Below are 21,956 nucleotides of genomic sequence, written 5' to 3'. Positions count from 1 at the left end.
TCGCGGCGCGCCATTGCCATCACCTGACGTTGCACCCATTCCCCGACGCCCACGGTCCCAACCCCAATGCCGGTGCGATCACACGACCGGCGCCCGCCCACGGTGAGGAAAAAACCCATGTCGACTGACAAGACATTCTCCGCCAGCCTGACGCGCCGCACCCTGCTGGGCGGACTGGCGGGCACGCCTGTGGCCCTCGGCCTGGGTGGCGCGGTGCTGGGCGCCGGCACCTTCGGCCTGGCCTCACGGGCCCAGGCCCAGACCACCCTGAAGATCTCCCACCAGTTCCCCGGCGGCACCCTGACGGAGGGCGATTTCCGCGACCGGTTGTGCCGCAAGTTCGCGGCGCAGGTGGAGGCGGAAACCAAGGGCGCCCTGAAGTTCGAGATCTACCCGGCCTCATCCCTGATGAAGACGGTGGCGCAGTTGCAGGCCCTGCGCAAAGGCGCCCTGGACCTGACGCTGTACCCCATGCCCTACGGCGGCGGGGAGATCGGGGAGATGAACCTGGGCCTGATGCCCTGCCTGGTCACCACCTATGAACAGGGCCTGGCCTGGAAGAACAAGCCCATCGGCGCCGCCATGACCAAGGCGCTGGAGGCCAAGGGCGTGAAGCTGGTCAGCTGGGTGTGGCAGGCGGGTGGTGTGGCCTCGCGCGCCGGCACGGTGCTGCACCCGGCCGATGTGAAGGGCATCAAGATCCGCGGCGGATCGCGTGAGATGGACATGCTGTTCAAGGCGGCCGGCGCCTCCGTCTCCTCCATCCCGTCCAACGAGATTTACGCCGGCATGCAGACCGGCGCCCTGGACGCCGCCGTCACCAGTTCCACCAGCCTGATCTCCTTCAAGCTGGAGGAACAGAGCAAGAGCCTGACCGCCGCCCGGCAGAAAAGCTTCTGGTACATGCTGGAACCGCTGTTCATGTCCAAGACGGTATTCGACGCCCTGCCCGCCGACCAGCAGAAGGCCATCCTGGCCGCCGGTGAGGCGATGGAGCCCTTCGGCCTGGAAGAGGCCAAGAAGGACGACCAGCGCGTGGCCGAGATCTACGCCAAGGCCGGGGTCAAGGTGGTGGACATGGACGACAAGGTGATGGACGAGTGGCGGGCCATCGCGCGCGAGACCGCCTGGAAGGACTTCGCCGAGCGCAGCCCCGAAAACGCCGCCCTGCTGAAGCTGGCCGAGGACGTGGCATGAGGGGTGCGGAACTGGACAAAGGGCCCGCCGCCGCCCGCCTGCCGCGCGGCACGCCGGCCCCCATCCGCCTGGCCGGCAAGGCGCTGGCCTTCCTCAACCACGCCATCGCCGTGGTCGCGGCGGTGGCGGTGGTGGCCGCCGGCGTCGTCATGACGGAAGAGGCGATGGTGCGCTATTTCCTGCACGCATCCGCCGACTGGCAGGATGAGACGGCCATCTTCCTGCTGGTGGGCGCCACCTTCCTGTCGGCGGCCTACGTTCAGTCCCGCCGGGGCCATGTCGCCATCGAGGCGGTGGGCGGCCTGTTGCCCGTGCGGGTGGAAAGCGCCCGGCGCTGGGTGGCGGACCTTTTATCCTTCTTCTTCTGCGGCTTCTTCACCTGGAAATCCTGGATCCTGTGGCATGAGGCCTGGGTGGAGGGCTACGCCACCTTCTCCTCCTGGGCGCCGCCCCTGTGGATCCCCTATCTCGCCATGTCGGTGGGCATGAGCCTGCTGACCCTGCAGATCGCCCTGCAAGTGCTGGCGCCGGCGCCGGTCGAGCCCCCCAAGGAAGGACATGCCCATGGGCACGGTTGAGATCGGCCTGCTGTACGGTGCGGCCACGCTGGTGGCCCTGTTCGCCGGCCTGCCCATCGCCTTCGCGCTGGGCGGGGTGGCCGTCATCTTCATGTATTTCTTCATGCCGGCGGCCTCGCTGGATACCGTCACCCAGAACGTTTATGAGGAAATGGCCAGCATCACCATGCTGACCATCCCGCTGTTCATCCTGAAGGGGGCGGCCATCGGCCGGTCGCGCGCCGGTTCCGACCTTTATTCCGCGCTGCACGTGTGGATGGGCCGGGTGCCGGGCGGCCTGGGCGTGGCCAACGTCTTCGCCTGCGCCCTGTTCGCCGCCATGGCCGGCAGCAGCCCCGCCACCTGTTCCGCCATCGGCAGCGCCGGCATCCCGGAAATGCGGCGCCGGGGCTATTCCCCGGGCTTCGCCGCCGGCATCATCGCCGCCGGCGGCACCCTGGGCATCCTGCTGCCGCCGTCCATCACCCTGATCCTGTACGCGGTGGCGGCGGAACAGTCGCTGGGCCGGCTGTTCCTGGCCGGCATCGGGCCGGGCGTGCTGATGGTCGTGCTGTTCGCCGTCTACGCCGTCGTGCGCTACCGCCAGGAAAAGACGGCGGCGGCGGTGGCCCATGCCCAGGGCGGGGAGTGGTCGGAACTGCTGCGGACCGACACCTTCACGGCGCGGGAGCGTTTCGCCGCCATCCCCCGCGTGCTGCCCTTCATCATCCTGCTGATCGGCGTGATGTTCGCGCTGTACGGCGGCATCGCCACCCCGTCGGAAACCGCCGGCCTGGGCGCCGTCATGGCGCTGGTCATGGTGGCCGGCATCTACCGCGTGTGGCGGCCCAAGCAGGTCGGGCCCATCCTGATGTCCACCCTGCGCGAGTCCACCATGCTGATGATGATCATCGGCATGTCGCTGCTGTATTCCTACGTGATGAGCTACCTGCACATCAGCCAGGGTGCGGCGGAGTGGATCGTGGGCATGCACCTGTCGAAATGGCTGCTGCTGGCCGCCATCCTGCTGCTGGTGGTGGTGCTGGGCTTTTTCCTGCCGCCGGTCAGCATCATCCTGATGACCGCACCCATCATCCTGCCGCCGCTGAAGGCCGCCGGCTTCGACCTGATCTGGTTCGGCATCATCATGTCCATCGTGATGGAGATGGGCCTGATCCACCCGCCGGTGGGCCTGAACATCTTCGTCATCAAGAACATCGCCCCGGACATCCCCTTGCGCGACGTCATCCTGGGCGTGCTGCCCTTCGTCGCCCTGATGCTGGTGTCCATCCTGGCCCTATGCCTCATCCCGGGCCTGGCCACTTGGCTGCCGGCGGCGGTCTACGCCGGCTGAGGAACCCACAGCCGAAGACAAACGGGGCGCCCCACCAGGAGCGCCCCGTTTTCTTTTCAGTCTCCACACACCCCAGCGGCATGAGCACCTCATGCCGCTGTAGGCCCCGACCGGGGCCGCCGGACCTTTCCGGGGAGCCGCAGGCGGACCGGAAAGGGAGGATAGCCCAGCCGGCGGATGCCGGCGCCCGGCGCCTGAGGGACCGCGAATTAAGCCGCGTCGTTGCGGATTTCCCGCACCACGCCGTCCACCACGCTCTGCAACTGGCCGACGCGGCCGGACAGCAGCTTGGACAGGTCGGCAATGCCGTCGGCGGAGCCGTTGGTGTCGGTCCAGGCGGACAGCGTCTCCTCACACCCCCGGGCGGCGGCGCCGGCGCTGTGCACCGCTTCCGCGGCACTGCGGGCGATTTCCTTGGTGGCGGCGTCCTGTTCCTCCACGGCCGCCGCGATGGCGGCGGTGGCGGCGTCCACGTCGAAGATGACGCTGGCGATGGATTCGATGGCGTCGGCGGCGTCGTGCGTGCTGTCGCGGATGGCGGCCACCTTCTCCGCCACCTCCGACGTGGCCAGTGCGGTCTGGCCGGCCAGGTTCTTCACCTCGGTCGCCACCACGGCGAAGCCCTTGCCCGCCAGGCCGGCGCGCGCCGCCTCGATGGTGGCGTTCAGCGCCAGCAGGTTGGTGCGCTCCGCGATCTCGCTGATGGTGGACAGGACGCTGCCGATGCTGCTGGCCGCTTCCGACAGGCCACGGATGATGGCCTGGGTGGAGCGGGCGCGGTCCGCCGCCTCACGCGTCACGCCGGACGAGCGGGTGATCTGGGTGCTGATCTCGGCGATGGCCTCGGACAGCTGCGAGGCGGCATCGGCCACCTGCGAGGCGCTGTCCAGGGCATCGCCGCCGGAGGCCGCGATGGCGCCGGCGTTGTCGGACCCGCGCCGCACCAGGGCGCGCAAATCGTCGGCGCAGGTGCGGGCATCGGTGGCGGCACCGGCCACCTCACCCGCCAGGCCGCCGACGTCACCCTCCAGCCGCTGGGCCAGGGCCAGCATCAGGCGGTTGCGTTCCTCCCGCGCGTGGGCCGCCATGGCCTCGCGCGCGGCGGTGGCCCCGGCCAGTTCCTCATGCGCGTGGCGGGCATCGGCCAGCGCCTCGTCGGAACGGCGGAAGGACTGGGCCATGGTCTGGGCCAGCCAGGCCAGCAAGGCGCCCTCGAACACCACCAGCCAGACGTACATCAGGATGCGCAGGTATTCGCCGCCGTGCACGCCGGCCGATTCCGGCACCGTCAGGCCGCCGATGATGAAGAACAGCGCCACGGCGGCGGCCGACGCCGCCAGCGTCCGCCCGTCACAGAACCCGGCGGACACGGCCACCAGGATGTAGACGTAGATCTGCATGCCGGTCTGCCATGGGTTGCCGGCGAAGGCCCAGATGGACAGGGCGCCGGCCAGCGGCAGGCACCCCGCCATCACCAGGCGGCCAGCGGCGGCCGGCAGGCCCAGCCAGGCGACGGCGGCGACCAGGACGACCACCAGGGTCGCCACCGGCTGGCGCCAATCGAACCCGCCCAGCACCACCAGCTGCGCCGCCAGCAAAACGAAGATCTGGCCCACCAGCAGGGCCATGACCAGCATCGTGGTGGTTCGGCGGATGCGCTCCAGCGGGGTCAGGTCAAGGCCTGAGGGGTCGGAAGCGGTGATAGCGGACATTTGGGCCGATCTCCTGGAAAAGGTTTTCCCAGATAACCGTTCCCGTGCAGGCCCGCCTTGACTTGGATCAGATCGGAATGCGGAGCACGCGTCGTAACCAGGACATGGCCGGGATGCGGCCAAGGGCAGGCGGAATGGCCATCAGGCGCCCGGACTATGGCGAACCGGTGCACAAGTGTCCAGACACGACGGGGGTCCGCAGCGCGGCAAATGGGCCGAAACCGTCAGAAAAATGCTCAGAAAAACGCCTGGCTGAGATTGGGCTGCGGCGCCTGCACCGGCGAGGCCAGGGTCTCGACCGAGGCCAGCCATTGGAAATAGCTGACCACCACCACGCGCACGGCGCTGGACAGGCTGGTCTCGTCATCCCGAGAGCGGTCGATGACATCCAGCAATTCGGCGACCTGGCATCCCTCCTGCCGGGCCAGCAGATCCAGGCCGGTCCAGAACTGCGGCTCAAGCCGCATGGACGTGCGCCGGTTGCCCACCCGCACGCTGCGCGGCACCAACGAGCGCGGGGCGGTCGCCTGATGAACGGCGGCCATGACCGGAAAGGGCAGACGGTGGCTGGTCTGTATGCTCATGATGTCTTACTCCGCATCAAAAACCCCACTCATGGCAAGACATTTTCCATTCAGGGGTGTGACAACGACGGACATCCAAGCGAAGAGATCGATTACATAATGATAGGGGAATACAAAGTTAGGCGCCGCCCACGGGAAAGCGTGCATTGCCGGCGGATGCCGTAGCCCCCGGGGTTCCGACCGGCAGGGGCGGCCGCCCCGGTGCGGAACCATAGGTGGTGTGTCCTGTTCGGAGTCGCGGCCGCGGCGGCATGAGGGGGGCCCTCATGCCGCTGGATATGCCCCTCAGATCTGGCCGGCGCGGCGGCGGCCGACCAGGCGCTGCAGGTATTGGCCGTAGGGGCTGTTCTTGTAGGCCCGGGCCTGGGCCAGGACGGTTTCCTCGTCCACGAACCCCTGCTCCAGCGCGATTTCCTCGGGGCAGCCGATCTTCAGGCCCTGGCGATGCTCGATGGTGCGCACGAACTCCGCCGCCTCCAGCAGCGAGTCGTGCGTGCCGGTATCCAGCCACGCGGTGCCGCGGCCCAGGCGTTCCACCAGCAGGTTGCCCTGCTGCAGGTACACGTTGTTGACGTCGGTGATCTCAAGCTCGCCCCGGGGCGAGGGTTTGATCTCGCGCGCGATGTCCACCACCCGGTTGTCGTAGAAGTACAGGCCGGTCACCGCCCAGTTGGAACGCGGGTCGTTGGGCTTTTCCACGATGCTGATGGCACGGCCGGCCTCATCGAACTCCACCACGCCATAGCGGTGCGGATCCTCGACCCAATAGGCGAAGACGGTGGCGCCCTGCTTCACCTGGGTCGCCTTCTGCGCCTGGGCGCTCAGGCCCTGGCCATAGAAGATGTTGTCGCCCAGGACCAGGGCGACGGGATCGTTGCCGATGAAGTCGCGGCCGATGACGAAGGCTTCCGCCAGGCCGTTGGGGGCCGCCTGCTGCGCATAGCTGAGGTTGATGCCCCAGGGTGCGCCGTCACCCAGCAGATCCTGGAACAGCGGCAGGTGGTGCGGCGTGCTGATCACCAGGATGTCGCGGATGCCGGCCAGCATCAGCACCGACAGGGGATAATAGACCATGGGCTTGTCGTAGATGGGCAGCAGCTGCTTGCTGACGCTTTTGGTCAGGGGGTGCAGGCGGGTGCCGGAGCCGCCCGCCAGGATGATGCCCTTCATGTCAATTTACCTTGGTGACTATGGTTACGGGAACAGCCCCGGTCAAAATATCGGTTTCAAGATGGCGGCTCAGGCCGGCAGCAGCACATCCAGGCTGCGCGCCAGGCTGTCCTGCCACGCCGGCGCCTGCCAGCCGAAGACCTGGCCCAGCAGGGCACAGTCCAGCACGGAATTGGCCGGGCGCGTGGCCGGCGTCGGATAGTCGGCCGTACCGATGGCGACCAGACGCGGCACCTTGGCGCCCCGGGCCTGCGCCTGGGCGAAAATCTCCGCCGCGAAGCCGTGCCAGGTGGTGGTGCCGGTGCCGCACAGATGATAGGTGCCAAAGCCGTCGCGCTGGCCGTCCAGGATGCGGGTGCCCACCGCCACCAGGGCGTCGGCGATGTCGGCCGCCGCGGTGGGACAGCCATGCTGGTCCGCCACCACGCGCAGTTCGTCCCGTTCGGCGCCCAGGCGCAGCATGGTCTTCAGGAAATTGGCGCGGTCCGGGCCGTAGACCCAGGCGGTGCGCAGAATGACGTGCTGTTCCAGCGTCGCCCGCACCGCCTGTTCCCCCGCCTCTTTCGAGGCGCCGTAGACGCTGATGGGATGGACGGGGTCGGTCTCGACATAGGCCCCGACCTTGGTGCCGTCAAAGACGTAGTCGGTCGACAGGTGCAGCAGGGGGGTGCCGCGCACGGCACAAGCCCGGGCCAGCGCCGCCGGACCGTCACGGTTGGCGGCGTAGGCCGCGTCCACCTCGGCTTCCGCCTTGTCCACCGCGGTGTAGGCGGCGCAGTTGACCACCAGGTCGGCCGCCGACACCGCCGCCTGCACGGCATCGGCGTCGGCGATGTCCAGGTCGGCGCGGCCGGGGGCGGTGACCGTCCAGTGGGCCGGTGCCACGCGCTGGAAGGCAAGGCCGACCTGGCCGGCGCCCCCCAGAAGCAGAATGCGGACGGTATCCTGAGTTGTCGCCATGACGGTATCCTCAGCCGACCACGGCGGCGGCGGGTGCTGCGGCGCCCAGGCGCTGGCCGCTGTACTTGCCCTCACGGATGGGTTCCCACCACCAGCGATTGGCCAGGTACCAGTCGACCGTGCGGCGGATGCCCTCCTCAAAGGTCACCGTCGGTTCCCAGCCCAGCTCACGCTTGATCTTGGACGCGTCGATGGCATAGCGCTGGTCATGACCCGGCCGGTCGGTGACGAAGGTGATCAGGTCGCGGCGCTTGGTGGCGCTGGGCAGGCGCTCATCCAGCAGGTCGCAGATGGTTTCCACCACCGCGAGGTTCCGCTGTTCCGCATTGCCGCCGACGTTGTAGCGCTCACCCGGCACGCCCTTGCGCACGATCAGCACCAGCGCCCGGGCGTGATCCTCCACAAACAGCCAATCACGGACATTGTCGCCCTTGCCGTAGACCGGCAGCTTCTTGCCGTCCATCCCGTTCAGGATCATAAGCGGGATCAGCTTTTCCGGGAAATGGAAGGGACCGTAATTGTTGGAGCAGTTGCTGAGCAGCGTCGGCAGGCCATAGGTGTGGTACCAGGCGTTGACCAGGTGGTCGGACGCCGCCTTGCTGGCCGAATAGGGCGAATTGGGCGAATAGGCCGTGTCCTCGCGGAACAGCCCTTCCGCCCCCAGCGAGCCATAGACCTCATCGGTGGAGATGTGGTGGAAGCGGAACGCGGCCTTGCGGTCCGCCGGCAGCGCCTGCCAGTACTCGCGCGCCGTTTCCAGCATCACATGGGTGCCGTTGATGTTGGTGCGGATGAAGATGCCCGACCCGTCGATGGACCGGTCGACATGGCTTTCCGCCGCCAGGTGCATCACCGCGTCCGGCTGGTGGCGCTGAAACACCGCCCGCATGGCCTCGGTATCCGCCACGTCCACCTTTTCCAGGACGGCGCGGCCGCCGGCCAGCACCTCACCAATGGACTCCAGGCTGGCCGCGTAGGTCAGCTTGTCGACACAGACCAAGTCATCCTGGCCTTCCGACGCCAGAAGACGACAAACCGCGGAACCGATAAAGCCGGCAGCACCCGTCACCAGAATCTTCACGCAACCAAACTCCTTAACGCGGGCCAGGCGTCGGCAGGGTTTTCCCCAAGCCGAAGCCCTCACCTGAAAATGGCGCCCAAAATACATCCCCGGCCCCGGGAAACGCAAACGCCGCAATCGGATCCACGGGCCCGACGGCACGCAATCTAGGGAGCCGACCTGTCTTGAGCCTGACGCCCGCCCCCAAGCGGCGTACGCCCCACCCACCTGACCCTTACCGATTTGGCAAGGTGCAAGGCCGGCATATGGACCATCCGCCTATTCTATCCGGCGATGGGCATAAATCATATCCGGCGATTTCCAAGATAATGACGTAGGACCAAAGCAACCGTGACGCGATGGCAAAACCTGCGATGATGAAGGCGTCGATTTCCGCGCCACCAATACATGGGCTGACGTGGGAATAACGCGCTGAAGCGCCCCGGAATGGAGGTTCAAATGGCTGGAAAGAACGGACTACTGATAAGCGGTGCCGTCATCGTGATCCTGGGCGTGCTGGCGATCGCCGTGCCCATCTTCACCACCAAGGACACGACGGAACTGGCCAAGATCGGCGACCTGAAGGTCACGGCCAAGGAAGAGAACACCCACGTCATCCCGCCCTTCGTCGGCCCCGCCGCCCTTATCCTGGGCGTGGTGCTGATGGGCACCGCCCTGGTGCGCCGCTAGGACAGCGGCGGCCCTCAGGGCTGACCGACCCGCTTCCCGGTAAAGGGATTCCAGCCGGCCTGGGCCAGGGCCGCCCAGGCGGTGGCACCCAGATGCGGCTGGTGGTAGTAGCGGAAATCATCCGTCGTCGATGCCGGCCCCACCGCCAGGCCGGTGCTGACCGTGCCCGCCGCCGTGGCGTACAGCAGGCCGCCCGGGCCCGCCGCGGCCAGGACGGTGTCCAGCGCGGCCTGGGCCTTGGCCGGCTGGCCCAGCGCCTTGTAGGTCAGGGCGGCCTGGGCCGTGCCTTCGATCCACACGCCGTCGCGGTCGTCGTTGAAGTCGAACCCGCCGCCGACGGCGTGCCGCGCCTCCACCCAGGCCAGCGACCGGCGCCAGGCCCCCGGCGCGTCGGGGAAGGCCAGGTGCGGCCATAGCTGGATGTCCAGCGCGCCGCTGGTCCGGTCCAGCGTCCGGCCGTCGGGCTTGGTGCCGATGAGGAAGCGGCCCTCATCCCCGTTCCAGGCGGCATCGACGAAGCCCCGCGCCAAGGCCGCATGGCGGGACCAGGCGGCGTCGCCGGTCAGGCGGGCCAGCCAGGCGAAGGCGGCGGCGGCGTCGATGTTGTGTTCGGTGGCCTTATAATTAAGGCGCTGCTGCGCCGGGTCGAAACCGCTGACCCCGCCGATATAGCCGCCGGGCATCGCCGGGTCGGCCATCAGGTCGGCGACCCAGCGCATCAGGCCGGCCGCCCGGTCGCGGTAGCGGACCTCGCCCGTCGCCTCATGCAGGGTCAGCAGGGCCAGCGCCGCCCAGGCGACGTTGCCTGTGGCGCTGCCGTCCTGATAGGCGTCTTCCGCCCACTGGTTGGCCTTGTCGTCCCACCAGCCCGGCGGCAAGGGCGGCGTGGCGGCGGCACCCGCCCGGTAGGCATTGCGGATTCGGCCATCCTGGAACGTCCGGTCGCCGCCCGCGGCCAATGCAAGCGCGTCGCCAATCAGGCGCGCGTTTTCGGTATGCCCGCACGCCACCAGCGCGATCGCCGTCAAGGCGTTGTCGTAGGTGAAGGCGCTGTGGGCCAGGGCGGGGTGCGTATCCCCCGGATAACTGACCGCGAAACGGGGACCGGAACCGGGTGCCGCGGCCGTCGCCGCCTGTTGCAGCGCAGCACAGGGGCCATCGCCACCGGTGGCCGCCCGGCCGCAAGTGCTTGCCAGGAAAATGCAAACCGATGCAGAAGCAATTTTCATAAAATGCATTCTATTTTCCTGATAAAGGCAAGCCGGACAATTGCGGGCCCCGAAAAACAAGGTGGGGATTGTGACAAATTCAAATATAGCCCCGCCCGGTAACGTCACCCCGCGTGTAACGCAGCCCAACGATGCATGCGGACCTTGTTTTCAACTTGGTAAGGTTTTGCTAATAAACCGCTCGTAAACAATTGGCCGTCCACTAGCGCAGTTGGGAAGCAGGTGCAAAAAGTCACCGCTTATCGCGCTGGAATGACGGACCACCGGGGCAGCAGCATACGAGAGAGATCACCGATGAACGCGAAGATTCTGGGCACCCTCGCCACCCTTTCCCTGTTTGTTGCCGGCCCCGCGCTGGCTGAGTGCGCGTCCAAGGCCAACCCGCCGACCATTCCGGACGGCGCTTCGGCCTCCACCGAGCAGATGACCAGCGCCAACGCGTCGGTGAAGGGCTACATGGCCGACATGCAGGACTTCCTGAAGTGCATGGAGAACGACAAGGCCAGCGGTTCCGCCAAGTACAATGCCGCCGTCGACCAGATGCAGGGCATTGCCAACGAATTCAACAAGCAGCTGCGGGCCTTCAAGTCCAAGAGCTGATTGTCCGGCGCCCCGGCGCCGTTGATGCAGTGAAAGTGAAAAGGGGATGGGCCCACGCCCATCCCCTTTTCCTTGTGTCCGATTCGACCCCCCTGTCTTCAGGGCGGGGTATTACCCCAGTCCAGGCGGTCGGCCCGGCGCAGGGCCGGGAACAGCACGCACCACAGCCCCACCACCACGATCGTGCCGATACCGCCCACCACCACGGCGGGGGCGGCCCCCAGCCAGGCGGCGGTCAGGCCGGATTCGAACTCGCCCAGTTGGTTGGACGCACCGATGAACAGGCTGCTGACGGCGCTGACGCGGCCGCGCATCTCATCGGGGGTGCGCAACTGCACCAGCGTCTGGCGGACGAAGACGCTGACCATGTCCACCGCGCCCATGATGGCCAGGCTGGCCAAGGCCACGGCGGGCGACGTGGTCAGGCCGAAGACGACGGTCGCCAGGCCGAACACGGCGACGCAGCCCAGCATGATGGGCCCCACCCGGCGGTTCAGCGGCCGGGCCGCCAGGGTCAGGCCCACCAGGATGGCGCCGGCCCCGGGCGCGCCGCGCATCATGCCCAGCAGCATGGGCCCGGTAATGCCGAACAGACCGGCATCGGCGGAGAACTGATCGCGCGCCAAGGCCGGCAGCAGGGCGGTGGCCCCGCCCAGCAGCACGGCGAACAGGTCCAGCGAGATGGCGCCCAGCACGATGGGCTGCCGGCGGATATACTGCACGCCGCCCAGGATGGCGCCCCAGGTGACCGGCGCCCGGGCGCCGGACCGGGTGGGCGCCTTGATACCCACCACCACGATGGCGGCCAGCAACAGGCAGCCGGCGCCAACGCCGAACACCCAATCATGCAGGGCGGCATACAGCACACCACCCAGCGCCGGCCCCACCACGCCCGCCACCTGCATGGCCGACGAACTGATGGCCACGGCGTTGGGGAAATCCTCCTTCGGGACCAGGTTGGGCACCAGGGCGGAGGCGGCCGGCGCCTCGAACGCGCGGCCGGTGCCGAACAGGACGACGGCGCCATAGACCAGCCACACCGGCAGGTCGGGGGAGGCCAGCACGGCCCCCGTCAGGGCCATGGCCACAGCCTCCACCACCACGCACAGGGTGACGATCAGGCGGCGGTCGAAACGGTCGGCCACATGGCCCGTCACCAGGACAAAGCCGACCGACGGCAGGAACTGCGCCAGGCCGATCAAGCCCAGGCTCATGGCGCTGCCGGTGCGGTCATAGATGGCCCAGCCTGCGGCCACCGCCTGGATCTGCATGGCCGCCATGGACAGGATGCGCGCGATCCAATAACGCAGGAAGGCGGGGTGGCGCAGGGCGCCGCCCCGGGGACGCGGGGTGGCCGGCGTGTCAGAGGGGGCGGCGCTCATCACTGGGCCGCCGGGTCGGGCACGGCGACGAAGGACCCGGCCGGGCCGGGATAGACCACCGGGCTGGCGTAGCCGTCCTTGGACACCGATGAGACGCCGAAGAACCAGTCGTCGATCACCACGTTGGGCAGGGTGACGGTGGCGGCATCGCCGGCCCAGCGGTCGTACTGCCAGACCGGGGCGATGGTGTCGCGCCACCAGACGCGATAACCCGTGGCACCCGGCGTCTTGGCCCAGCTGAGGGTGGTGTCGTGCTTCAGGGCGCCCTCCACCTTCACGTCCGACGGCGGGGCCGGCGCCCAGGCCAGGCTGGCCATGGTCACGGCGTTCAGGCGCGTCACCTGCGCCAGGTAGGGGAAGTCCACCCAGTCGATGGTGTCGCCGTAGGTGATACCGTTCTCGGTGCGCAGATCCTGGTGCTGGCGGGTGTAGTTCTCATGCGCCTCGGTCACGCGCACCGCGGGGAAGCCGGCCTCCAGCAGCGGCACCTGGTCGCCGCCCCGGCCGAAGCGGTCGGTGCGATAGACCATGCGCACGCTGAAATTATCCAGGTAGCGGGTGGACAGGGCGTCCATGTAGCGCGCCAGATTGCGCGACGGGCTGTCGACCTCGCCCCCGGAATAGCGGCGCTGGTTGGCCTGCTTCACCGTCTCCACCGCCTTGGTGCCCTCGGCGAAGACCCGGACGTGGGTGTTGTCGACCACGCCGTCCTCACCCTGGGTGTTGCCGATGATGTCGTTGTTGAGGTCGGCCTCCACCTGCCAGCCCTGGGCCTTGGCGTAGTCGGCCAGCACCTTGCCGCCCAGCAGGCCCTGTTCCTCGCCCGACAAGGCGGCGAACACCAGGGTGGCGCGGAACTTGTGGTGCGACAGCACCCGCGCCGCCTCGATGGCCGCCGCCACGCCGGAGGCGTCATCGTTGGCGCCGGGCGCGTCGGCGGTGGCGTTCATCACGTCGGTGACGCGGCTGTCCAGGTGGCCGGCGATGACGATCACACGCTCCGGCTCCTCCGTGCCTTTCAGCACGGCGACCACGTCCATGACCTCCGTCGGGGTGGGCACGCGCTTGCCGGTGACGGTCTGCGACGGCGTCACCACCGTCAGGCAGCCGCCGCAATCCTTTGATATCGCCTCGAACCGGCTTTTGATCCAGCTGCGGGCGGCACCGATGCCCCGGTCGCTTGAGGTGGTGTCGGACAGGGTGTGGCGGGTGCCGAAGGACACCAGCTTTTCAATGGTGGCGTGCAGTTGCGCCGGGTCCACCTGGGCGGCGATCTCGCGCAACACCGGGTGGTCGTCCACCGGGCCGACGGCCAGGGCGGCCTCGGGCGCTTCAGCCTTCGCCGGCTTGGCCGATGCCGCGCCGCCATAAAGGGCCGCCCCCAACAGCAAAGTGGCGGACAGCAGTCGGGCGGGACCGGAACGAAGCCGGAGGCGCGGATGCATGGGATGTTTCCCCGTTTTTGATGAAGCTGCCAAAACAAATCCGGCCGCCACGATGCGGGAGCACCCGACGCCAGGCAAGGGGCGGCGGACAGCCTTTCCGTCGCACCGCAGCAAGCCTGCCATGCCGTGGCGCGCAACCGGGGGCGGTGGTAGGTTTGGTTAATGGCAAGGACGGGGATTCAGGTGGCCGGAAAGATCAGAAAAACGCTTCTTTTCATCGTGATGGCGGCGATGCTGGGCGGCGGCGCCTATATCATCGAGTTGCAGGTGCACTCGACCCACCGGCTTTATTTCCGGGGCCTGGCGGTGGGCGGCTTCCTGGTCGCCTTCGGCCTTTACGTGCTGGTCGATGACTTCATCCGCCCGGCCGCGCGCCGCCTCAAGGGCTAATCCGCCAAACAGTCCGCCACCGCCCGGGCGATGGCCAGCAGGCGGGCGTCGGCGCCGCGCGGGCCCAGCAGTTGCAGGCCCACCGGCAAACCGGCCGCGTCGGTGCCCACCGGCAGGGTCACCGCCGCCATGTCGCCCAGGTTGGCGACACAGCAATTGCGCAGCACCAGCAGGTTGGCGCGGCCGTAGGCCAACGGGTCCGCCAGGTCGGCCAGGGGTGGCGGGGTGATGGCCACGGTGGGCAGGACCACCACATCCACGTCCCTGAACACCCCCTGGACGCCGGCGGCGAAGCGGTCGAGGAAGGCGACACGCTCGGCATAGTCCAGCACGTCGGCCGCGGCACGGATGCGCGGGCCGACGAAACGGTCCAGGGTGGACAGCCAGCCCGGCAGTTCGCGCGACAGGAAGCCGAAGATCTCCGCCCCCGCCAGGCCGCCCCGGCGGAACAGGGCCAGCGCCTCATCCAGTTCCGGCAACGCCACCGCCTCCACCGGGCGGAACAGGCCGGACAGGCGGTCCAGTGCCGCATTCACCGCCGCGACCACGCCGGGGCCGCATTCCTGCCACAGCACGTCGGGCGCCCGGCCGAAACGGATGGCGCCAGCATCCACCGACGGCAGGTCGGCACCGGTCAGCAGGCGGTAGCCGGTGCCCAAATCCTCGGCGGAAAGGGCCAGGAAACCCACCGTATCCAGGCGCGGCGACAGCGGCACGATGCCGTCGGTCGCCAGGTGCCCGCGTGAGCTTTTGTAGCCGTACAGCCCATTCCAGGCGGCCGGGATGCGTACCGACCCGGCCGTGTCGGTGCCCAGGGCCAGCAGGGCCGACCCCTCGCGCAGGCTCAAGGGTGCGCCGGTGCTGGACCCACCGGGCACGCGGTGGACGGCATTGTCCGAGGGGTTGCGCGGCGTGCCCCAATGACCGTTGGCACCCAACCCGCCGAAGGCGAATTCCACCATGCGGGTCTTGCCGGTGATGACCGCCCCCCGCCCCAGCAGCCGCGACACCACCCCCCCCGGCTGGTTGAAGCGGCCGGGCAGGCGGCGGGGGCTGCCGGCGAACACCGGCCAGGTGCCGCCGCATATTGTTCCGGTTCCGTAATTATCCTTCAACGACAGGGGAATGCCGTCGAACTCCCCCAACGCCTGGCCGGCCCGACGGCGCGCGTCGGCGACATCGGCCTGGCGACGGACCAGGCCAGGGTCGAAGGCGGCATAGGGGTTGTCGCAGCCCTGGGGCCGGTCGGCGCGGGCGGCGACGCAGGCTTCCGCCAAGTCGCGGGCGGACAGGACGCCGTCCTTCAGGGCGGCAAGCGCGGTGGTCAGGTCCATGGGGCGGCGAACCTCAACGGGCGGGAAAGGCGCCACCCTGGCATGGGTATGGTGACGGGACAAGCGGGCGCCATATCCCACCGCTATCGAATCCATATCCCCCCTGCATTTCACAAGGACCGGTGGCAGCGGTTAGGGTTTAGCCATCGCAACCACCCAACCCCGAGGGGATTTGAAATGCAGACCACTCACCGCACCGGCACCCGTTTCGGCCTGGGCCTGATCGTCGCCACCGCCGTGGCCGGCGCCACCCTCGCCGCCGCCCCCGCCAAGGCCGCCGATGTCGAGAAGTGCTATGGCATCGTCAAGGCCGGCCACAACGACTGCAAGACCGACACCAATTCCTGTGCCGGCCACGCCACCAAGGACCGCGACCCCAACGCCTTCGTGGCCGTGCCGACCGGCACCTGCGCCAAGATCGCCGGCGGCAGCACCGAACCCGCCAAGAAGTAAGCGGCCAAACGAAACCAGGGGGGAGCGCCGTCATGACCATCACCGGCATCGGGCTGAAGGCCCGCCACACCGCCGATCTGCTGGCCGGGCGCCCCCGCCTGCGTTTCCTGGAAATCCATGCGGAAAACTACATGGGATCCGGCGGGCCGCCCCACCGCTGGCTGACCGCCCTGCGCGAGGCCTATCCCCTGTCCATCCACGGCGTCGGCCTGTCGTTGGGCGGGGCGGAGCCGCTGGACACCCGCCATCTGGCCGACCTGGCGGCCCTGATCGACCGTTACCAGCCCGAGTTCGTGTCCGAGCATCTGGCGTGGTGCCGGCTGGACGGCGCCTATCTCAACGACCTGCTGCCCATCCCCTACACCGACGCCAGCTTGGCGCTGATGGCCGAGCATGTGGACCAGGCGCAATCGGCCCTGGGGCGCCGGCTGCTGGTGGAAAACCCGTCCAGCTACATCCGTTTCCCCGAAAGCGACTGGGACGAAGCCGCCTTCCTGGTGGAACTGGCGCGGCGCACCGGCTGCGGCCTGCTGCTGGACGTCAACAATGTCCATGTCAGCGCCCACAATGTCGGCCTGGACGCGGCCGCCTACCTGGCGGCCCTGCCCGTCGGCCTGGTGGGGGAAATCCACCTGGCCGGGCACGCCGTGATCGAGCATGAGGGCCGCCCCGTCCTGCTGGACAGCCACGGCGCGCCGGTGGCCGACGCGGTGTGGGACCTGTACCGCGCGGCCCTGGCCCGCCTCGGCCTGATCCCGACGCTGATCGAACGCGACGCCGAGGTGCCACCCCTAGCTGACCTGCTGGCGGAGGTGGCGACAGCGGAGACGATCGCGTGGGCTTTACAGAAGGAAAACGGCCATGCCGACGCCGCTTGAACGCCAACGGGCGCTGCGCGACTGGATCCTGGGCGGCGACGGAACGCCGCCCTTGCCCAACGCCGGCCTGCACCACGACAACACCCTGGGTGGGCTGGCGGCGGCCCTGGCCCTGAGCTTCCCGGTGGTGAGCCGGCTGGTGGGCGAAGACTGTTTCGCCGGCCTGGCGCGGGCCTTCATCCGCCGGCACCCGCCATGCGAGGCGCCGCTGCTGCGCTACGGCAGGGAATTCCCTGCCTTCCTGGCCGCCCGCCCAGTGGCGGCCCTGCCGCCCTATCTGAGCGACATCGCCCGGCTGGAAGCGGCGTGGAACCATGCCTTTCACGCGCCGGAAGCCGATGCGCTGGAGCCGGCCGCCCTGGCGGCGCTGGGTGAGGAGGCGGAACGTGCGATCCTGCGCCTGCACCCCAGCCACCGCTTCGTCGTGTCGGACTGGCCGGTGGATTTGATCTGGCAGAACAACCTGGACATTCCGGGCCGGGACGCCGTCCGCCTGTTGCTGGTCCGCCCGAACGCGGAGGTGCTGATGAAGCGCCTGTCCCCCGGCGCGCTGGCCTTCCTGATGGGCGTGGCAGCGGGACAGCCGCTGGGCACGGCCTGGGACGGCGCGCTGGCCCTGGAGGCCGATTTCGACCTGCGACACGAACTGACCGGCCTGCTGGCGATGCGGGCTTTTTTCGGAGTGCACCTGCCATGACGACCATGCGAACGGCGGCCCTGGCGCTGATACGCCGGCTGGAGGCCATGCCCACGGCGTTCGACGGCCTGCTGTGGCGGCTGGCGGCGGCCACGGTGTTCTGGCGATCGGGCCAGACCAAGGTGACCGGTTTTCACATCAACGACAGCACGTTCGACCTGTTCCGGGATGAGTACAAGGTGCCCCTCATCCCGCCGGAGGTGGCGGCGGTGATGGCCAGCATCACGGAGAATTGCGGCGCCCTGCTGCTGGTCATCGGTCTGGCCTCGCGCCTGTCGGCCAGCGCGCTGTTCGGCATGACCTTGGTGATCGAGATTTTCGTCTATCCCGAAAGCTGGCCGGACCATCTGCTGTGGTCGGCGGTGCTGCTGCCCATCGTGCTGCGCGGGCCCGGCGCCCTGTCGCTGGACCATCTGATCCGCCGTTTGGTCCAAGGGCGCTTCGCATAGCGTCCGGCCGCCACTTCGGCCACACTGCGGCAGCTTCACAATAAAAACGGCCGCCCCGATGGAGATGAACCAAGTCCGGTACTTTGTGGCCCTGTGTGAGACGCTGAACTTCACCAAGGCGGCGGAGCAGTGCGGCGTGGCCCAGCCGTCGCTGACCAAGGCCATTCAGAAGCTGGAGGATGAACTGGGCGGGCCGCTGTTCGCGCGCGAGCGCAGCCTGACCCACCTGTCCGACCTGGGCCGCCTGATGCGCCCGCACCTGGAGGCGGTGTTCCACGCCAGCGAATCCGCCAAGCTGGAGGCGCGGAGCTTCGGCAAGCTGGAACGGGGCCGGGTGCGCCTGGGCGTGATGTGCACCATCGGCCCCACCCGGCTGGTGGACTTCCTGAAACGCTTCCGCGCCGCCCTGCCCTCGGTGGAGGTCGCACTGCGCGACGCGCCGGGACGCGAGGTGCTGGGCCTGTTGATAGGGGGGGAACTGGACGCCGCTCTGCTGGGCCTGCCCAACCTGCCGGAGCGGGTGGAGACCAAACCGCTGTACCAGGAGCGCTACACCATCGCCTTCGCCCCCGGCCACCGGTTCGAAGCCATGGACGTGGTGCCGCTGAAGGAACTGGACCGCGAGGATTACCTGAACCGCGTCAATTGCGAATACCCGCAGCATTTCGACGCCCTGGGCATCCCCGACCCTGCCGACGTCCGCGTCTGTTATGAGAGCGAGCGCGAGGACTGGATCCAGGCCATGATCCTGGCCGGCATGGGGTGCGCCATCATGCCGGAATTCCTGCCCATGCTGCCCGGCATCGCCACCCGCCCGGTGGTGGAACCGGAACTGTCCCGTACCGTCAGCCTGGCCACCATCGCCGGCCGCCGCCATTCCCCCGCCTTGAAGGAATTCATCGCCCTGGCCCGCCGCCATGAATGGGGCGGCCACATCTGAACGCCCTTTCACCAAGCCGCCAATCTGTATATTATATCCAATTATCGGTCCCGTTTAAGAGGGCCGGATGGGGACAGGCGGAAGGGGACTGGATGATGAAGCGGTTGACTGACAAGGCCGATGGCGGTACGCGCCGCCGCGATGTGCTGGCCGCCGCCGGCGGTGTGGGCATGGGCCTGTTGCTGAACACCCCCGCCCGGGCCGCGACCGGCGCCCGGACGATCAAGGGGGCCGGCACCGCCTTCGCCTTGCGTTTCCAAAACGGCGGCCTGACCAGCCTGCGCGCGGCGGGTGACGCCTTCGACACCGACTATATCGAACCGGGCCGAACGCTGGGCGCCGTCACCCTGGCCTATCGCCGCGGCACGGCGGCTTGGCAAAGCGCGGACACGGCCACGCTGAGCGCCACCGCCATCCGGCAGGTCAGCGCCACGGAATGCGTGTCCGACCATACGATCACCGACGGTCAGGGGCCGGCGCTGGCCCTGACCCTGCGCCTGAAAGCCGAGGGGGGTGAGCTTTCCTGGCAGGTGGGCGTGCGCAACCTGACCACCGGCCCGCTGGAGGTGGGGGATCTCGCCCTGCCCCTGCCTTTGCACACCGAGTTCAAGGAGGGCCAGCCCGCCACCGCCGCCGTGCTGAAGCACAGCTTCGTCTCCGGCCACGGCTCCTTCCTGTTCTGGATGCGGTCCAACAGCGCCGGGCCCTATCTGGTGATGACGCCGGAGCGCGACACGGCGCTGGAGTATTGGGAGGGGCGTGAGGGCGGCAAGGACCATCCTTATGTCCCCTATCGCGTCTTCATCCATTCCGCCGCCCGGGGGGCGGAGGTGACTGCGGCCGGCGGGCGCTGGCGCCAGCCGCACACCAGCCTGGTCCTGGCGCCGGCCGGCGGTGAAGGCGCCGTCCGCCAATACGGCTTCCGCTTCGGCTGGGCGACCGATTACCAGGGCGTGCGTGACCGGCTGGTGGCCCAGGGCGGGGTGGATGTGGAGGTGGCGCAGGGCATGACCGTGCCCACCGACCTGACCGCGCGCCTGGCCTTGCGTTGCCTGGACCCCATCACCGCCATCGAGGCGGAATTCCCCGACCGCACCACCGTGACGCCCCTGGGTACCCGCGGCGCCTATCGCCTGTATGAGGTGCGGTTCGCCAAGCTGGGCGAGAACCTGCTGACCATCCGCCAGGACGACGGCCGGGCCACCGGGCTGGAGTTCTTCGCGACCGAGCCGGTGGAAACCCTGATCAAGAAGCGCGCGGCCTTCATCGCCGCCCACCAGCACCGCGACCCGGCCAAGTGGTACAATGGCCTGCTGGCCGAATGGAACATGGAGACGGGCACCCTGCTGGGCCCGGACAATTACGACCGGATCAAGGGCTGGCGCATCTATGAGGTCACCTGCGACGACCCGGGCCTGAGCAAACCGGCCTACCTCGCCTCCAAGAACGCCGAATACCCGGTGCAGGCGGAAGTGGCGGCGCTGGATTATTATATCGAGCATTTCGTCTGGGGCGGCCTGCAGCGCACAACTGAGGAGGCCGACAGCTACGCGCTCTATGGCATTCCCGACTGGAAAACCAACCGCGACAGCCCCGACCCCGGCCCCAAGGGCCAGCGCCATTACTGGCGGCCCTACGACTACCCGCACATCACGGCCATGTACCTGGGCCTCTATCGCGTGGCCACCCGTTATCCCGCCATCCACACCCGGCTGGACGCCGCCACATACCTTGAGCGTGCCTACGGCACCGCGCTGGCCATGTTCACCATCCCCATGGCGGTGGAGAAGTGGAGCGCCTATGAGACCGGCTTCTACAATGAGGTGGTGATCCCCGAGGTCATCGCCCTGCTGGACGCGGCCGGCCAGGCGGCCAAGGCCCAGACCCTGCGCGGCCACTGGGAGCGCAAGGTCGACTTCTTCGTCAACGGCAAGCCCGACCTGTTCGGGTCGGAATACGCCTTCGATTCCACCGGCTTCGAATCCACCCAGGCGCTGGCGCGTTATGCCATCGACCATGCCGGGCGGCCGGGCTTCCCGGTCACGCCGGCCGCCGCCAAGCGCTTTGCCGACACCCAGATGGCGGCCAACCTGTTCTGCCGCGGGGTGGTGGAGCCCGCCTATTATTATTTGGGCAGCGACTATCGCGCCGGCGGCGGCGACGCCTTCACCCTGACCTACATGGCGCAGATGGGCGGCTGGGCCATCCTGGACCACGCGCTGAACGACGCCACCGATCCCCGGTCGGGCATGCGCCTGGCCCACACCTCGTACCTGAGCGCCTGGGCCCTGGTGAACAGCGGCACGGCGGACAGCGGCTACGGCTATTGGTACCCCGGCCAGGCCAACGACGGCGCCTCCGGCGGCGGGTTCGAGCCGGCGGCCCTGGGCACCACCTGGCTGGGCCAGCCCCACCATCGCGGCAGCTGGTATTATTCCAGTGAAAGCGACCTGGGCTTCTGCGGCGCCCTGCGCATGGCCGCCACCCTGGTGGCCGACGACCCCATCTTCGGCCGCTTCTGCTACGGCGGCATATTGGAAGAGCGTGACGGCTGGCTGGCCATCACCCCGCGCGACGGCCTGCGCCGCCGCTTCCACGCCCGCCTCAGCCGCCAAAGCCTGGACCTGGAACTGGAGGGCGCCCGCCTGGCCGCCGGCCCCAGCCTGGAATGGCACCCCACGGATGCCCAATTGCACCTGACCCTGGATAATGAGGCGCCGCCCTCCCCCGGCGCCACCCTGCGCCTGAAGGGCCTTCCCAAGGGGCGCTACCAGGTGGCGGGCGGCGGCGTGGTGGACGTGGCCGGCGAGGGGCAGACGGTCGCGGTGGCGCTGGTGGGCTTGGGTGGACGCGTAGAAGTGGGGCGGGTGTGATG

General features: G+C 68.6%; 21 protein-coding genes. 12 read left to right on the top strand and 9 right to left on the bottom strand.

Features of this window, described 5'->3' with window-relative positions:
* Positions 1 to 117 precede the first annotated feature (117 nt).
* Genes dctP through PW843_10645 form a run of 3 tightly spaced genes read left to right on the top strand, consistent with a single transcriptional unit; the run spans position 118 to position 3,108 of the window.
* Entirely contained in the window at positions 118 to 1,197 is a 1,080-nt protein-coding gene (gene dctP / locus PW843_10655) for a TRAP transporter substrate-binding protein DctP (GenBank protein MDE1147063.1), read from the top strand.
* The gene (locus PW843_10650) at positions 1,194 to 1,775 is read left to right on the top strand and encodes a TRAP transporter small permease (protein ID MDE1147062.1); all 582 of its coding nucleotides are present in this window, start codon (positions 1,194 to 1,196) and stop codon (positions 1,773 to 1,775) included. The genes dctP and PW843_10650 overlap by 4 nt, the downstream gene beginning before the upstream one ends.
* A complete protein-coding gene (locus tag PW843_10645) occupies positions 1,762 to 3,108 on the top strand; it encodes a TRAP transporter large permease (GenBank protein MDE1147061.1) in 1,347 nt (448 codons plus the stop codon). Before PW843_10650 ends, PW843_10645 begins: the two co-directional genes overlap by 14 nt.
* Positions 3,109 to 3,317: 209 nt before the next feature.
* Here PW843_10645 and PW843_10640 read toward each other — a convergent pair whose 3' ends face one another.
* The 5 genes from PW843_10640 to rfbB all read right to left on the bottom strand — a co-directional run bounded on the left by PW843_10640 (position 3,318) and on the right by rfbB (position 8,615).
* Positions 3,318 to 4,820: a methyl-accepting chemotaxis protein gene (locus tag PW843_10640; protein ID MDE1147060.1), complete on the bottom strand. Its 1,503-nt coding sequence runs from the start codon at positions 4,818 to 4,820 to the stop codon at positions 3,318 to 3,320.
* A gap of 236 nt (positions 4,821 to 5,056) precedes the next feature.
* Positions 5,057 to 5,404 carry a ribbon-helix-helix domain-containing protein gene (locus PW843_10635; protein MDE1147059.1) on the bottom strand — a complete coding sequence of 116 codons (348 nt, stop codon included), beginning with the start codon at positions 5,402 to 5,404 and terminating at the stop codon, positions 5,057 to 5,059.
* 285 nt (positions 5,405 to 5,689) lie between these two features.
* Positions 5,690 to 6,574: a glucose-1-phosphate thymidylyltransferase RfbA gene (rfbA, locus tag PW843_10630; GenBank protein MDE1147058.1), complete on the bottom strand. Its 885-nt coding sequence runs from the start codon at positions 6,572 to 6,574 to the stop codon at positions 5,690 to 5,692.
* Between the two features lie 69 nt (positions 6,575 to 6,643).
* Positions 6,644 to 7,534, bottom strand: coding sequence for a dTDP-4-dehydrorhamnose reductase (rfbD, locus tag PW843_10625; protein MDE1147057.1), 891 nt, complete (start codon positions 7,532 to 7,534; stop codon positions 6,644 to 6,646).
* 10 nt (positions 7,535 to 7,544) lie between these two features.
* The gene (gene rfbB / locus PW843_10620) at positions 7,545 to 8,615 is read right to left on the bottom strand and encodes a dTDP-glucose 4,6-dehydratase (protein ID MDE1147056.1); all 1,071 of its coding nucleotides are present in this window, start codon (positions 8,613 to 8,615) and stop codon (positions 7,545 to 7,547) included.
* A 438-nt stretch (positions 8,616 to 9,053) separates the two neighbouring features.
* On the opposite strand from rfbB, the gene PW843_10615 reads away from it, so the two are divergent.
* Positions 9,054 to 9,284, top strand: a complete 231-nt coding sequence (locus PW843_10615; protein MDE1147055.1) for a hypothetical protein — start codon at positions 9,054 to 9,056, stop codon at positions 9,282 to 9,284.
* 14 nt (positions 9,285 to 9,298) lie between these two features.
* Here PW843_10615 and PW843_10610 read toward each other — a convergent pair whose 3' ends face one another.
* Positions 9,299 to 10,513 (bottom strand): hypothetical protein, encoded by a 1,215-nt coding sequence (locus tag PW843_10610; GenBank protein ID MDE1147054.1) that lies wholly within the window; start codon positions 10,511 to 10,513, stop codon positions 9,299 to 9,301.
* A gap of 294 nt (positions 10,514 to 10,807) precedes the next feature.
* Here PW843_10610 and PW843_10605 point away from each other — a divergent pair, with 294 nt between their 5' ends.
* Positions 10,808 to 11,113, top strand: a complete 306-nt coding sequence (locus PW843_10605; protein ID MDE1147053.1) for a hypothetical protein — start codon at positions 10,808 to 10,810, stop codon at positions 11,111 to 11,113.
* A 98-nt stretch (positions 11,114 to 11,211) separates the two neighbouring features.
* On the opposite strand, the gene PW843_10600 is transcribed toward PW843_10605, so the two are convergent.
* Both PW843_10600 and PW843_10595 read right to left on the bottom strand, forming a co-directional pair.
* Positions 11,212 to 12,495 carry an MFS transporter gene (locus tag PW843_10600; GenBank protein ID MDE1147052.1) on the bottom strand — a complete coding sequence of 428 codons (1,284 nt, stop codon included), beginning with the start codon at positions 12,493 to 12,495 and terminating at the stop codon, positions 11,212 to 11,214.
* Positions 12,495 to 13,940 carry a M20/M25/M40 family metallo-hydrolase gene (locus PW843_10595; GenBank protein MDE1147051.1) on the bottom strand — a complete coding sequence of 482 codons (1,446 nt, stop codon included), beginning with the start codon at positions 13,938 to 13,940 and terminating at the stop codon, positions 12,495 to 12,497. The genes PW843_10600 and PW843_10595 overlap by 1 nt, the downstream gene beginning before the upstream one ends.
* A 183-nt stretch (positions 13,941 to 14,123) precedes the next feature.
* Here PW843_10595 and PW843_10590 point away from each other — a divergent pair, with 183 nt between their 5' ends.
* Positions 14,124 to 14,330 (top strand): hypothetical protein, encoded by a 207-nt coding sequence (locus PW843_10590; protein MDE1147050.1) that lies wholly within the window; start codon positions 14,124 to 14,126, stop codon positions 14,328 to 14,330.
* Here the strand turns inward: PW843_10590 and PW843_10585 are convergent.
* On the bottom strand, positions 14,327 to 15,664 hold the full coding sequence (locus PW843_10585; GenBank protein ID MDE1147049.1) for an amidase: 1,338 nt from the start codon (positions 15,662 to 15,664) through the stop codon (positions 14,327 to 14,329). The two genes, PW843_10590 and PW843_10585, sit on opposite strands and share 4 nt — an antisense overlap.
* 177 nt (positions 15,665 to 15,841) lie before the next feature.
* Between PW843_10585 and PW843_10580 the strand changes: the two genes are divergently transcribed.
* From PW843_10580 to PW843_10555, 6 genes are all read left to right on the top strand, one after another.
* The gene (locus PW843_10580; protein MDE1147048.1) at positions 15,842 to 16,117 is read left to right on the top strand and encodes a DUF2282 domain-containing protein; all 276 of its coding nucleotides are present in this window, start codon (positions 15,842 to 15,844) and stop codon (positions 16,115 to 16,117) included.
* Between the two features lie 32 nt (positions 16,118 to 16,149).
* Entirely contained in the window at positions 16,150 to 16,995 is an 846-nt protein-coding gene (locus PW843_10575) for a DUF692 domain-containing protein (protein MDE1147047.1), read from the top strand.
* The gene (locus PW843_10570; GenBank protein ID MDE1147046.1) at positions 16,979 to 17,692 is read left to right on the top strand and encodes a DNA-binding domain-containing protein; all 714 of its coding nucleotides are present in this window, start codon (positions 16,979 to 16,981) and stop codon (positions 17,690 to 17,692) included. Before PW843_10575 ends, PW843_10570 begins: the two co-directional genes overlap by 17 nt.
* Positions 17,689 to 18,141 carry a DoxX family protein gene (locus PW843_10565; protein MDE1147045.1) on the top strand — a complete coding sequence of 151 codons (453 nt, stop codon included), beginning with the start codon at positions 17,689 to 17,691 and terminating at the stop codon, positions 18,139 to 18,141. The genes PW843_10570 and PW843_10565 overlap by 4 nt, the downstream gene beginning before the upstream one ends.
* A 64-nt stretch (positions 18,142 to 18,205) precedes the next feature.
* Positions 18,206 to 19,081, top strand: a complete 876-nt coding sequence (locus tag PW843_10560) for a LysR family transcriptional regulator (GenBank protein ID MDE1147044.1) — start codon at positions 18,206 to 18,208, stop codon at positions 19,079 to 19,081.
* 92 nt (positions 19,082 to 19,173) lie between these two features.
* The gene (locus tag PW843_10555) at positions 19,174 to 21,954 is read left to right on the top strand and encodes a DUF5695 domain-containing protein (GenBank protein MDE1147043.1); all 2,781 of its coding nucleotides are present in this window, start codon (positions 19,174 to 19,176) and stop codon (positions 21,952 to 21,954) included.
* The last annotated feature ends 2 nt before the right edge of the window (positions 21,955 to 21,956 follow it).

The sequence above is a fragment of the Azospirillaceae bacterium genome (assembly GCA_028283825.1).
Classification (GTDB): domain Bacteria; phylum Pseudomonadota; class Alphaproteobacteria; order Azospirillales; family Azospirillaceae; genus Nitrospirillum.
This window is presented reverse-complemented; position numbering and strand designations above follow the sequence as displayed.